We start from the raw sequence: 13575 nt of genomic DNA, 5'->3' as shown, positions 1-13575 counted from the left end.
ATATATTCATGATATAAAAATCTATCATATCAACGATTCAATTTTTTTCTTATTAATCGACTCATTATACGACCTAAAAAATGTTTTTCATCAAACAAACATCTTAGTTTAGATACTGATGGATTTTTAGCATCACTAAAGAATGTATAAGGATCTCGAGCTAATTTTCTTAATTTTCGATTATGAACCTGTGTTTGTTTTCTGGCTGTATCCGTAGGGTTTTCACCTTTTGCTATTGCCATTTTATTAGATTTCTTAGTTTCTTTCTTTAATGCAGACTTATCCTGTTTAGCAACTGAAATAAGCTTATTTGGCGGTTTTGGCAAATATTCTTTATCTGTAATAGCTACCCAATCTTTATGTGCAGTGATATAGCCATATTCAGTGAGTAATCTTGGTACGCCACCTTTTAACCAATCAACGGCGATAATTTCAATCATATTAGATTGTTTTAGATAAATATCGGTACGTTTTGACGATTCACTAAAATCAATATCCATATAAAAACTATTATTTTTTAGAGCCTCTATAGTGAACGGCAGCTGATCACTCACAACGTAATTGTCAAGTGGATTGACTGCATAAACTTTCTTCATGGCTTTTCCGTTAAATGCAGGCAAATTATAATTTCTTTGAATACGTTTATAGTAATCAATAACAGCTGTATCGCTCTTCGCTAAAGAAATTGGGATTGATAAGGTAATTTTATCTAATTCTTGTTTTGAAGAAATCCCTTGTAGTTGCGCTAAAGTTAACTTAGGTGCATAAGCTTTTTCCATTCCAAAGCTGGAGATGTTATCTTTTAATTCACTAAAGACATTCGCAATAAATTGATCATCATTACGTGTCATTTGATATTGATAAGAATATTGCGCTAAAGCCTGATTAAAATAATCTTCATCTTGAGGCTCTAATGCAAGATAATCCTCTGTAAATTTTAGTAGCCCTTCAGAAATTAAATCACTCACGGTACTATCACGATGGTGAATAATCGGCTCAACTTTATTATCAATTTCAACATAACCCGGAATACTTTCATAAGGTGTTTGAGCAAAAATAGGCTCAAAGAATGAAAAGTTTTGTGGAGCTAGAATAAAATTATGGCGTAAAGAAGTTCCCATATCATCAGTAAAACTACGTACATAATAAAATGGATTTTTTATTTCTTTACCAAATGCATCATTTAATAAACGACCAAAAGTATCTTGTGTATATCCTCGTCCCCAAAACTCAACAAAAGCAAATTTTTCATTAGGATCAATTTCTTGTTGAAGATATTTACGTACAATCTGGCGTTTTTCTTTAGCAATATCTAACACTTTTTGGCGATATTGCTGAGAATCTGATAGTACTTTTCGAATATTTTCTGCTACCGCACCACGCAAGTGCTTAGCATTTTTTAAGCGTTCAAATTCAGGGAATAAGCCCAATAATTCTTCCTCACTTAAGTAACTTGCTCTAACTAAGTCATCAAAGCAATCCATTCCTACAAAGTTACCAAATTGCCAGAAAGTTTCATCATCAACTTTATCGATAAAGGAAGGTAAACGCCATGCTTTACGTGAACCATAAATATATTTTGTGGTTAATTTATAATCTCTAGTAGCAATGATCTTATCAGCAATTTGTTTTAAGAAATGACCATCTCGGGAAATAAAATAGAGCGTTTCATAACCACGTTGTAATGCGTCACGAATAGCCCAATTGATATAGGTAACTAATGCCGAACCAACATAAGCATAGTTATAATACTTTGTTTCTAACAATTGGTTATCCATTATATTAATCAGTTCACTACGATAACGTTGCATTTTAGTTGCTAAACAATATGCTGAATAACGATTATAATTATCCATACTGTTTATTAATGAAGATTCAAATGGAATAAAATCATCCATATCATGCACTGCAGTTTGAATACAGTATCGACGAGGAACTACACCATCTGCATGCTTGTTATCGCCATAATGCGTCCAACGGCTATATTGATAATCAAGATCAAAGAAAATATGTTGATATAATTTACCCGTAGATTTTTGATAACCAATGCTACTTGAAAGATAGAGTGGGATTGTACTTAAACGGGGATCTGCCCGTTCTAACATAGCTCTAATAACATTTTCAGGAAGATACATATCACTTGCCATGATCACATCATGACCAGCATCTTTCAGTGAAAATAAGAAATCGATTCGTTTTTTAATCGGCTCGACATGAGCAATTTCTGCTTCAATTTCTGTTTGTTTTAAGAAATCAGTTTGTTCATCCGTTAAGAGAAGATTTTTTTGTAATCTTGTATAAATATCATCTAAAGTAATTTCAATTTTATTTGATTTTCTTTCAAAAGTTGTTTTTCGCATCATGTCACGCACATCATGCTCAACTTTATTTCGAATTGAAACCCAATTTTCAATAAGCGAAATAGGGAATGCCAAATTAGAATTTTTGGCTTTATCTCGCACATAATCGAAAATACTTAATGGTTTAAGGGTTGAACGACGAATTAATGTATCAAAAATATCAAATGAATGTAATTCTTTGAGCTCACTTGTTTGGATTGAATGATTATCTACAGCAGTAATTAATTTTTGCATAGCATCATCTTTTTCAACAAAACCAAAGAAATACTTATTTAAATATTCTTTACATTCATTTGAAATAGATTCAATTTGTTTATGATTCAAGTGTTCTAATAAACTTGGGAATGTTTCAATAATTGTTCCTTCAGTAAGATCAAGATAATCACCAATCAATTCTAGATCTTGTTGGTAATGTGCTAAGTCAGGAATATAACGAATAAATTTTTCTACTCCTGAATCTAATAAATCATAGAAAATACTTGAATAATCAATAATGGCAACGTCAATATTATTAAATGCTTCATAAATATCATAATCATCATTCCAAAATAAAATATGTTGACTATGCTTATATTTTTGTTCCATTTCAATGAAATAATTATCATTTTTCATAAATGGATGTACTTTTACAATAAATAGATGGTTATTATTACGACAAACCTCTTCTATGCGATTAAAATCGGGCAAAAGTGAATTCAAAACACCTTCAATCGCTCCTACTCGGTACGTCGGTGCAAATAAAATGATATTAGTATATTCTTGTGTTGGTTTAGGTAATAATGTATCTAATTCATAAGTATGAATTCCACCCGTTTTATAAACTTCATTTCTAGGATATTGGCCTCTAATAACTAACTCTTTACTAATTGCCATATCTTCTAAGAAATGGTCTTCCATAGTTTGAGAGGTAGTTAAGAAAAGTACATTATTTTTATATAAGTCATAATTTCGGATATATTTACGTACAATACTATCAACAAGTACAGAATCCATACCCAATGCAAGTTCAATATGTTTTAAGCCTACGCCATGCCAAGTATTGAAAATTTTAATATTTTCATTCATTTCTATTGGGTAGCTTTCACGGAAATTTTCTGTCACATAAACATCAGCTTTGGCAAATAGTTCTTTACTTTTAGCACTATTCATAAAAGTCACTTTTTCTAAACCAGTGGCTTTCTTAATTGCTTTCATATCATTTTCTTTATCTGCAATCCACCAACACTCATGAGATTCTTCACAATTCTGAGTCATATATAAAAATAATGCCTTAGGATTTCCTTGCCAAGTATATGTACCAAATAACCAAACTTTCTTTAAATTCATTTTATCTCCTGATATTTTTATATGTATTCTGCATAATCATGTAAATTATTTAACAGATAATTAATTCTTTCTGAAATAGGTATATTTAAACAACTATTATCAATTAAATATTCTTTTAATTCGTTAAAATCAATTTCTGAAATACGATTAGGTAATTCACTTTGGGTAAATTCAATTGCATGAGTTTTATAATAATTAGCAACTTTTAGACCTAATAAATAACTTTTATGTATTTTAGAGCAAAATATGTAGTAATAAATTTGCTCATTTAAAAATTGGGTTTCTATAGCAGATATATCGCAAAAGCCAAGAACCGCATAATATTTATTTAATTCAGATTCAAACACTACTCCTTTTCTTTTCAATCTCCAAACAATATGAAATGGAATTGTGATATGTGGTTTAAAGAGAACTATCTTTAACCCTTCAGATAATAATAATTCCACGAGAGAAATTAAATATTGATTATATTCTCGACATCGATGTCCTGTATTTGGATGAGGCTTGATAAGCACAGTATTAACATCATATTGTTTGCTAAAATGCTTCATACAATTAGCGACCTCATTGGTATAAGATAAGCTTGAGTAATTTTCTAACTCAATTCCGCCTTCCCAAGTCGGAGCATAAAAAATTGTTTTTTTTCCCTGCCCTACTGACGCTAAACCAGTTCGACCAATAAAAGTATCTCCCATTTTAACTAATCGACCAGAATTTACATCATAACAATTAAATATTTTATTAGCGAGAAAACGCTCAATCCCGGCTTGACCAGCGGTAATAATATGATCATAAATACGAATAATTGGTTTAACTGATGCTATTTTATTACTCTCACCATGAGTAATAAATATATGAGTAAGACGACGATTAGCAACCGCTCTGCAATTTGACTGAGCATTAAAGGGATAAAAAATAATTCCACTCGTTAATGCATCTAAATCCGCAGCTTTAACAAAACGATAGCTTATCCCTCCCTGTTTAAAAACTTGCTCAATTATTTTTGCAGACTTATGCTTATACTTTTTAATTAAAATAACGGTATTTTCTATAGGGAAAATACCATTATTAAAAAAAGTCACAATTTGTCTTGCGGCACCCACAATTTTACTATCAAGATAAATAAAATACGGAATATTATTAGTTGTCATAAGAAACGCTAATGTATTAAATTTATTTAAATAGCTGTGCTAAAAGATCCGAAATATATTCTTCATCTTTTAATACAACATCAATAATATTACCTGTTTCTCGACTTGCCAAAACAGCTAATGAAGCTAACGCAACAGTTCTCGGTTCGAGTAGGGTGCCCTCAGGTTCAATACCAAAAGCTTTTGAGCGCATTGGTGTTTTTGTTCTTTCTGGGTTAATACAGTTAATCTTAATATTATCAGGCAACCATTCTTCTGAAAGTGCCTGTGTTAGATTCACAATTGCAGACTTTGTGGAAGAATAAATACTATAGAATGGTCTACCTCTAGTATAAGAACTTGATGTAAAACTTAAGAAGCCACCATGTGATTCTTTCAAATATGGATAAGCTACTGAAATCACATTCACCATCCCGGTATAATTAACATTAATACTTTGTGCAATCTCTTCACGGCTCATTGATGCTAGAGTTTTATGCATTAAAATAGCGGCTGAATTAACTACATAATCAATTTTATGTTCTTTTTCATAAATGGTTTTAAACGCATTTTCAAGTGCATCAATATCTGTAACGTCAACCCCATTAGAGCGACTTAAACTATAGGTTTTTATGCCTAATTTTTGCGCTAGTTCAATGATATCTGCACCGATACCATAACTTCCACCAACCACAACTAACACATTATTTTTCATATCATATAAACGTGCCGTTGATGTAATATTACGTAAAGAAAAATTACTACGACTTTGAAATAATTTATCAGCAATAAATAAATCTACTGGACGAGTTAATTTAATATTAGTTTCTGAACCTTCAACAATAGCAACTTTTTCTTCAGGTAATGTTTTTAATACAATACCACAATCACATGTACCTTGAATATTTGAGGTTGCATAAATATCATAGGCTTTTTTCAATAACCCTAGACGAAAAGCTTGTGGAGTTTGCCCTTGATAATATTCACTGCGTTTTGGAATTTCAATAATTTCTTGGTTGTCAACATTGACATGTACAATCGTATCGGTTGCTGGAATAACAACATCCACTGCACCATAATGCTCTAGCTTCTGAATGCATTTACTGATAACTTCAGCCGCTAATAAAGGGCGAACAGAATCATGAATAATAAGTTTAGTATCTTCTGGCTCACCTTCTAAAGCAGTAATTGCTGATAATGTTGAGTCAGTACGTTCTTTACCACCAAAAATAATTTTATTTACTTTACTAAACTCAGCTTTAGAAACAATGTCCTCAATACGTCGATAATGGTTTCTTTCAGCAACAATAATAATTTCATCAATTTCATGATGATCTTGGAAAATACTTATAGTATGTTCAAGAGCTGTTTTTCCTGCAATTTTTGAAAATTGTTTTGGATAACCTAATCCCATTCTACTCCCAACACCGCCTGCAAGAATAATTCCTATATTTTTACTCATTAACTTTTCCTATAAAAACAGTTGTGTGCGAAATTACACTGAATATCATATAGCTACACTAAAGTAGCTCATTTTCGGTAATTAGAGGATATATAATAAAAAAAGTTTCTATAATAAGGAATCAATATTTACATAATATTACAAATATTAGTATAAAATTACTTTCTAATGTGATTTTTATATATGCTATTTATTCCTAACTAGATAAAAATATAAGTTTTTTATACTATTTTAGGGTAGAATAATTTAAATAAAGCAATCTTAAAGGTTTTTATATAAAGAGATTGTTACTCTATCACTTTAATTACATGTAAAAATTATATGAAAAAATTATCTTTAACATTAACTCTTACTGTAGCAATTAGTATCTCAGCCTGTTCAACACTTCCGACATCAGGTCCTAGCCAAAGTGCCGTTATGAATATGCAACAAACTGATAGTAATCAAATTCCTGAAGTTAATGTCATTGAACTTGATAATCAAACTGTTCAACGGCTATATCAAACGCAAAAAGCGCAACAATTTTCGGGCTTAGCGGGTACACTTGGTGGCGGTGAGCAAAATGGCACTGTAAAAGTTGGTGATGTTTTACAAATTTCTATTTGGGAGGCCCCTCCAGCGGTTCTCTTCGGGGGAACTTTTGGTGATGAAGGTCAAGGTAGCGCTAATTTGACAAAACTCCCTGAACAAATGGTCAATAAAAATGGTACTATCAATGTACCTTTTGTAGGAAATATTGCGGTTGCGGGGAAGACTCCTGAAAATATCCAATCACAAATTATAAGCGTACTTCGCCGTAAGGCTAACCAACCGCAAGTCATGGTTCGCTTAGTCAATAACAACGCAACCGATGTCACTGTGGTTCGTCAAGGTAATGCAGTAAGAATGCCATTAACCGCCAATAATGAAAGAGTTCTTGATGCAGTTGCTGCGGTGGGAGGGACTCAAGAAAATATTGATGATATTACCATTCAACTAACTCGCGATAATCAAGTTAGAACACTTGCATATGAAACACTGATTTCTGATCCAAGTCAAAACATTACCTTACGCTCAGGAGATGTTGTATCCTTACGTAATAATCCTTATAGTTTTACCGCTCTTGGTGCAGTAGGAAATAATCAACAATTACGTTTTTCAACAAAGGGAATCACCTTAGCTGAAGCAATTGGTAAAATGGGGGGGTTAATTGATACTCGTTCAGATCCTCGCGGTGTATTTATCTTCCGCTATATCCCATTTGAACAACTAACTACAACTCAACAAGATACATGGAAATCTCGCGGATATAATATTGGTATGGATGTGCCGAGTGTTTATCGGGTCAATTTACTTGATCCAAAAGCAATGTTCTTAGCTCAACGCTTCCCAATTAATGATAAAGATATTGTTTATGTATCAAATGCTCCATTAGCAGAATTCCAAAAATTCTTGAGAATGATCTTCTCTTTGGTTACTCCTGTAACTAGTACAACAAATAGCGTTCGTAGCTTCTAGAGGTTAATAATGGAAACGATTACGGCAAATTCTATCGAAAATAAGAACAAAAAAACTTCTTTATGGAGAAAACTAAATCCTTTATTTTGGATTTGTGTCATTATTCCTAGTGTATTTTCCTTAATTTATTACGCACTATTTGCTTCTGATATTTATATTTCAGAATCCAGTTTTGTTGTGCGTTCACCGCATAATCAAACTTCCTTAAGTGGTGTTGGGGCTTTATTACAAAATACTGGTTTTATTCGTTCACAAGATGACACCTATACCGTTCAAGAATATATGCGTTCACGTACTGCACTTGAACAATTACAACAAGTATTGCCTGTTCGTAGTTTTTATGAAGAGAAAGGTGATTTATTAAGTCGATTTAATGCCTTTGGTTTCGGTGATAGTGATGAAGCTTTTTACCAATATTTCCGTGAACATCTGAATATTAATTTAGATTCTGTATCTGGAATTGCAACCTTAAGGGTAAGAACATTTAGTTCTGATGAAGGTCAACAAATTAACCAAAATTTATTAACACAAGCTGAAGCATTAATTAACCGTTTAAATGAGCGGGCAAGAAAAGACACTATTACTTTCGCAGAACAAGCAGTAAAAGAAGCACAAGATAATGTCACAACTACTGCTGATTTACTCACTAATTACCGTGTTAAGCACCAAATTTTTGACTTACCTGCACAATCAAGTGTTCAACTTACATTGATTTCTAGTTTAAAAAATGAATTAATTCGTGTGGAAACTCAACTGGCACAATTGCAATCAATAACTCCAGATAATCCGCAAGTACAAGCTTTAAAAATGCGTCAACGCAGTTTAAAAGCAGAAATTGACCAACAATCGAAAAGTTTATCTGGTAGTGGCATATCTATTGCAACACAATCTGCAGAATATCAACGTTTAGTACTTGAAAATGAATTGGCACAAAAACAATTAACTGCGGCTATGGCATCCTTACAAAATACCCGCGGAGAAGCGGATCGTCAGCAATTATATTTAGAGGTAATCAACCAACCAAGCAAACCAGATTTAGCATTCGAACCACATCGTATCTATAATATTATTGCCACGTTTATTATTGGCCTCATTTTATACGGTGTATTTAGTCTATTACTAGCAAGTATGAGAGAGCATAAAAACTAATGCAATACGGCGATAAAACCACTCTTCGACAATCTTTAGTCATACAATGTCGAGTCATTCATGCCTTATTAATGCGTGAAATTATTACTCGATATGGCCGTCAAAACATTGGCTTTTTATGGTTATTTGTTGAACCACTAATTATGACGCTTGGTATTGTTTTATTGTGGGGTTTCTTACGAGCAGATAGATATTCTACTTTAAATATCATGGCATTTACGATTACAGGCTATCCTATGGCAATGATGTGGCGTAATGCATCTAACCGTGCCATTGGTGCAATTTCTTCAAATATTAGCTTGTTATATCATCGTAATGTGAGAGTATTAGATACCATTTTTACCCGTGTCTTATTAGAAGTTGCTGGAGCAACCATTGCTCAAATATTACTTACAGGATTACTCGTTTTTATCGGCTGGATTGAGCCTCCAGAAGATATATTCTATATGCTAATTGCCTGGGGACTAATGTCTATCTTTGCTTTTGCATTAGGACTAGTAATCTGTGCCCTTTCTTATCATTTTGATGCATTTGGTAAAATTTGGAATACACTGAGTTTCATTTTATTGCCACTATCTGGTGCATTTTTCTTTGTTCATAATCTCCCTGCACAAGTGCAAGAATTTGCATTATATATCCCTATGATCCATGGTACTGAGATGTTTCGACATGGTTATTTTGGCAATACAGTTATAACATATGAGAGTATTAAGTTTATTATAGTATCAAATCTTGTTTTACTTTTCATTGGCTTAGTCATGGTTAAAAACTTTAGTGAAGGAATTGAGCCACAATGATCCGTGTTAAAAATGTCAGTAAAAGATATCATACCAATAACGGTTGGAGAACAGTATTACAAAATATCAATTTTGATCTTCATAAGGGTGAGAAAATTGGTATTTTAGGTCGCAATGGTGCCGGTAAATCAACTTTAATTCGCTTAATGAGTGGTGTTGAAGCACCTACCGCAGGAACCATTGAACGACATATGAGCATTTCCTGGCCATTAGCTTTCAGTGGAGCATTTCAAGGTAGCTTAACGGGAATGGATAATTTAAGATTTATTTGTCGTATTTATAATGCGGATATTGATTATGTTCAAGCGTTTACTGAAGAATTTTCTGAACTAGGCGAATATCTCTATGAACCTGTAAAAAAATATTCATCAGGGATGAAAGCTCGTTTAGCTTTTGCACTCTCTCTTTCAGTAGAGTTTGATTGTTATTTAATTGATGAGGTTATCGCTGTAGGGGATTCTCGTTTTGCCGCAAAATGTAAATATGAACTTTTTGAAAAACGTAAAGATCGTTCTATTATCCTTGTATCTCATAGTCCTTCCGCCATCAAAGAATATTGTGATAATGCGATGGTATTGGATCAAGGATTAATGTATAAATTCGATAATATTGATGATGCTTATCAATATTATAATCAAGAACAAATATCTGAATTCAAAGATGATAAAAATACACTTAAAACTGTATTAATTGGTAAGACTTTCATTTTCTCACGCTATAATGATAGCTATCCTAGAACAATTTTACTTGAAACTGATGGTGTAGTAACTACTCTCGCAGGCACTCCACATCATAATGAAACATTTTGGGATGTCATAAATAATAATTTTGTCTTTAAAAATGCAAAAGGTGAGATATCAGGTAAGTTTTTTACTATGCAACAGAAAAATAATAGATTTGAAGGATTTGGATATTCCGAACTTAATAAATCCATTATTTTCAAATTAATAGAACAAAAATCTTCATAAAAAACAAAAACTGCGGTAAAAATTTTTAAAATTTTACCGCAGTTTGATATTACCAAATATTTAGTTAAGGTTTATAGATGAATTCAATCCCTTCATCATCTTCTTCTGTCCAATCATCATCCCAATCATCTTCATCATCAAAACCTTGTCCAGATAATTGTTCATTGTGATAGTCATCCCATTTGAATTTAACTTCTTCAGGTGCTTTTTCTTCCTCTTCAATTTCTCGAGGATTGGCATCAATGAAGTCCATAATATCACGGGTTAACGCAGAAACATTTTTACCTGTAGCCGCAGAAATCAGATAATAGTCTTCTTCCAAGCCTAAACGTTCGGCAATATCTTTTGCTCGTTTTTCTGCTTCTTCATCACTCATGGTATCAATTTTATTGAATACTAACCAACGAGGTTTATCAGCTAATTTTTCACTATATTGGAATAATTCGGATTCTATAATAGCAACATTATCTGCAGGATCACTTTCATCAATCGGAGCAATGTCCACAAGATGAATTAAGACTCGACAACGTTCTAAATGTTTCAAGAATCGAATACCCAATCCTGCCCCTTCTGAAGCACCTTCAATTAATCCTGGGATATCAGCAATTACAAAACTACGATTTGCATCTACACGAGCAACACCTAAACTCGGAACTAAGGTTGTGAATGGATAATCCGCCACTTTCGGTTTAGCTGCTGATACAGAACGGATAAAAGTGGATTTACCTGCATTAGGTAAGCCTAACATGCCGACATCAGCTAATAACATTAACTCCAGTTGTAAATCACGTTTTTCACCTGGTGTTCCCATCGTTTTTTGACGTGGTGCGCGATTTACTGAGGATTTAAAACGTGTGTTCCCTAAACCATGGTAACCACCTTTTCCCACAAGTAACTTGGCTCCATTTTTAGTTAAATCACCGATAATCTCTTTTGTATCATTATCAATCGCACGAGTCCCTACTGGCACTCGTAAGGTAATATCTTTACCACGATGACCTGTACAGTTTGCACTACGACCATTTTCACCACGCTCCGCAGCAAAACGTTTTTCAAAACGGTAATCAATCAAGGTATTTAGGTTTTCATCAGCAATTAAATAAACATCACCACCATCACCACCATCGCCACCATCAGGGCCACCTTTAGGTATGTATTTTTCACGACGGAAACTGACACAGCCATTACCGCCATCACCAGCCTCAATTCGAATCAAAGCTTCATCAATAAATTTCATTTTTATACCTTTTTATACTTGAATAATTTAAATCCAACAGCAGAAATAATTGCCCCTAATACTACAACAAATGCCCCAATATAACTAATTGTATTTAAATGTGGCATAACAAAACGCTCAGGATTTATCCTATGCAAAACATGAGAAAATAAGATCGTAAATAAAGGAACTAAAGTGACTACTACACTGACCTTTGAAATATCCCAACGATTTAAAGCCTCAGCATAAGCACCATAGCCAATTAATGTATTTAGACAACAATAAATAAAACAACCTAGAGTAAAACCACTTAAGCTTTCAATTTGCGAAAACTGTGCAAACGGCATCAATACCATCACACAGCTAACATACATAATTAATAAGATCTGTTGAGCTGAAAATTGCCGTGACATCAGTTTTTGAGCCATACCATATGCAACCCATACCACAGCAGCACTAATGCTGATCAAAATACCAAATGAAGAATCATTTAAGCTAGTAAAAATTGCTAAACGATCGTTGAAAAACAATCCTAATCCAATAATCAAAATTACTAAACCAATTTTTTGATGTAACCCTAATTTTTCTTTAAATACAAATACTCCACAAATCAACATCATAAATGAAGATAAATGAATAAAGATTTGTGCAATAGCAGGCTCAATATATTTCAGTGAACTATTAAATAAAAAGAAATTTCCAGCTAAACCTAAGATGCCAATAATTGATAATTTCCAATAACGTGCGTTAAATTGCGATAGCGTAGGTAGTTTTTTCTTCCATGATAATAGTAAAAGCATGGCTAATGATGCGACTAAAAATCGATACCATACGATACTCTCAGCTCCCATTACCGATAAAACATTCTGTAATGCAATGGGTAAAGATCCCCATGCCATCGCAGTAATTAAGGCAAATGTAAAGCCTAAGATAGGTTGTTGTTTCATATTCTATATCTATGCAATAAAAATGCCCCACAAAGCTGCGGGGCATTTAAAATTTCGTATAATTTGAAATTTATGCTTTTTCGATTACTCAGTAACGATACTTACATATTTACGGCTTTTCTCGCCTTTTACTTCAAATTTCACTTTACCATCTGCGGTTGCAAATAAAGTGTGGTCACGTCCCATACCAACGTTTGAACCAGCGTGGAATTTAGTACCACGTTGACGAACAATGATACTACCTGCTAATACAGATTCACCACCGAAACGTTTAACACCAAGGCGTTTAGCTTCAGAATCACGACCGTTACGAGTTGAACCACCAGCTTTTTTAGTTGCCATCTACTTGATCTCCTCTGAAATTATGCTTGAATCCCAGTGATTTTCACTTCTGTGAACCACTGACGATGACCTTGTTGTTTACGGCTATGTTTACGACGACGGAACTTAACGATTTTAACTTTATCGCCACGACCTTGTGCTACAACTTCAGCCACTACTTTAGCGCCAGCTACAACTGGTGCACCAATTTTAACATCTTCACCGTTAACGACCATTAACACTGAGTCAAATTCAACTTTCTCACCAGCTGCAATTTCAAGTTTTTCTAAACGAACTACTTGACCTTCGCTTACTCGGTGTTGTTTGCCGCCACTTTGGAAAACTGCGTACATAAATACTCCGCTATATATTGCGCTTATAATGTCTCTTGCATTTCTGCGC

General features: G+C 33.3%; 10 protein-coding genes and 1 pseudogene. 4 read left to right on the top strand and 7 right to left on the bottom strand.

Features of this window, described 5'->3' with window-relative positions; all coding sequences use genetic code 11:
- Positions 1-29: 29 nt before the first annotated feature.
- The 3 genes from HMPREF1052_RS07240 to HMPREF1052_RS07230 are packed head-to-tail and all read right to left on the bottom strand — an operon-like array spanning position 30 to position 6278.
- Positions 30-3686, bottom strand: a complete 3657-nt coding sequence (locus HMPREF1052_RS07240; protein ID WP_005760985.1) for a CDP-glycerol glycerophosphotransferase family protein — start codon at positions 3684-3686, stop codon at positions 30-32.
- 17 nt (positions 3687-3703) lie between these two features.
- On the bottom strand, positions 3704-4837 hold the full coding sequence (locus tag HMPREF1052_RS07235; protein WP_005760991.1) for a hypothetical protein: 1134 nt from the start codon (positions 4835-4837) through the stop codon (positions 3704-3706).
- A gap of 22 nt (positions 4838-4859) precedes the next feature.
- Positions 4860-6278, bottom strand: a complete 1419-nt coding sequence (locus HMPREF1052_RS07230; protein WP_005761023.1) for a bifunctional cytidylyltransferase/SDR family oxidoreductase — start codon at positions 6276-6278, stop codon at positions 4860-4862.
- A 321-nt stretch (positions 6279-6599) separates the two neighbouring features.
- On the opposite strand from HMPREF1052_RS07230, the gene HMPREF1052_RS07225 reads away from it, so the two are divergent.
- The 4 genes and pseudogenes from HMPREF1052_RS07225 to HMPREF1052_RS07210 form a co-directional block, all read left to right on the top strand.
- Positions 6600-7775, top strand: coding sequence for a polysaccharide biosynthesis/export family protein (locus tag HMPREF1052_RS07225; RefSeq protein ID WP_005761053.1), 1176 nt, complete (start codon positions 6600-6602; stop codon positions 7773-7775).
- Positions 7776-7784: 9 nt separating this feature from the next.
- Complete coding sequence (locus HMPREF1052_RS07220; RefSeq protein WP_005760984.1) at positions 7785-8924, top strand: capsule polysaccharide transporter; 1140 nt, start codon at positions 7785-7787, stop codon at positions 8922-8924.
- Positions 8924-9721: an ABC transporter permease gene (locus tag HMPREF1052_RS07215; protein WP_005761011.1), complete on the top strand. Its 798-nt coding sequence runs from the start codon at positions 8924-8926 to the stop codon at positions 9719-9721. The genes HMPREF1052_RS07220 and HMPREF1052_RS07215 overlap by 1 nt, the downstream gene beginning before the upstream one ends.
- A pseudogene (locus HMPREF1052_RS07210) lies at positions 9718-10356 on the top strand (ABC transporter ATP-binding protein); the annotation flags it as partial. The gene HMPREF1052_RS07215 and the pseudogene HMPREF1052_RS07210, both read left to right, overlap by 4 nt.
- A 397-nt stretch (positions 10357-10753) precedes the next feature.
- Here HMPREF1052_RS07210 and cgtA read toward each other — a convergent pair.
- The 4 genes from cgtA to rplU form a co-directional block, all read right to left on the bottom strand.
- Complete coding sequence (gene cgtA / locus HMPREF1052_RS07205; RefSeq protein ID WP_005761034.1) at positions 10754-11926, bottom strand: Obg family GTPase CgtA; 1173 nt, start codon at positions 11924-11926, stop codon at positions 10754-10756.
- A 2-nt stretch (positions 11927-11928) separates the two neighbouring features.
- A complete protein-coding gene (locus tag HMPREF1052_RS07200; RefSeq protein WP_005761038.1) occupies positions 11929-12852 on the bottom strand; it encodes a DMT family transporter in 924 nt (307 codons plus the stop codon).
- An 84-nt stretch (positions 12853-12936) separates the two neighbouring features.
- On the bottom strand, positions 12937-13194 hold the full coding sequence (rpmA, locus tag HMPREF1052_RS07195; RefSeq protein ID WP_005760959.1) for a 50S ribosomal protein L27: 258 nt from the start codon (positions 13192-13194) through the stop codon (positions 12937-12939).
- Between the two features lie 20 nt (positions 13195-13214).
- Entirely contained in the window at positions 13215-13526 is a 312-nt protein-coding gene (gene rplU, locus HMPREF1052_RS07190) for a 50S ribosomal protein L21 (protein WP_005760989.1), read from the bottom strand.
- Between the last annotated feature and the right edge of the window lie 49 nt (positions 13527-13575).

It is taken from the genome of Pasteurella bettyae CCUG 2042 (assembly GCF_000262245.1).
Lineage (GTDB): Bacteria > Pseudomonadota > Gammaproteobacteria > Enterobacterales > Pasteurellaceae > Basfia > Basfia bettyae.
The sequence above is the reverse complement of the archived record's forward strand: the minus strand, read 5'-3'. Positions and strand labels throughout refer to the sequence as shown.

Excerpts from the sequence above, each read along its gene's own strand:
- HMPREF1052_RS07240 (WP_005760985.1), bottom strand. The coding sequence starts at position 3,686 with ATGAATTTAAAGAAAGTTTGGTTATTTGGTACATATACTTGGCAAGGA.
- HMPREF1052_RS07235 (WP_005760991.1), bottom strand. The coding sequence starts at position 4,837 with ATGACAACTAATAATATTCCGTATTTTATTTATCTTGATAGTAAAATT.
- HMPREF1052_RS07230 (WP_005761023.1), bottom strand. The coding sequence starts at position 6,278 with ATGAGTAAAAATATAGGAATTATTCTTGCAGGCGGTGTTGGGAGTAGA.
- HMPREF1052_RS07225 (WP_005761053.1), top strand. The coding sequence starts at position 6,600 with ATGAAAAAATTATCTTTAACATTAACTCTTACTGTAGCAATTAGTATC.
- HMPREF1052_RS07220 (WP_005760984.1), top strand. The coding sequence starts at position 7,785 with ATGGAAACGATTACGGCAAATTCTATCGAAAATAAGAACAAAAAAACT.
- HMPREF1052_RS07215 (WP_005761011.1), top strand. The coding sequence starts at position 8,924 with ATGCAATACGGCGATAAAACCACTCTTCGACAATCTTTAGTCATACAA.
- cgtA (WP_005761034.1), bottom strand. The coding sequence starts at position 11,926 with ATGAAATTTATTGATGAAGCTTTGATTCGAATTGAGGCTGGTGATGGC.
- HMPREF1052_RS07200 (WP_005761038.1), bottom strand. The coding sequence starts at position 12,852 with ATGAAACAACAACCTATCTTAGGCTTTACATTTGCCTTAATTACTGCG.
- rpmA (WP_005760959.1), bottom strand. The coding sequence starts at position 13,194 with ATGGCAACTAAAAAAGCTGGTGGTTCAACTCGTAACGGTCGTGATTCT.
- rplU (WP_005760989.1), bottom strand. The coding sequence starts at position 13,526 with ATGTACGCAGTTTTCCAAAGTGGCGGCAAACAACACCGAGTAAGCGAA.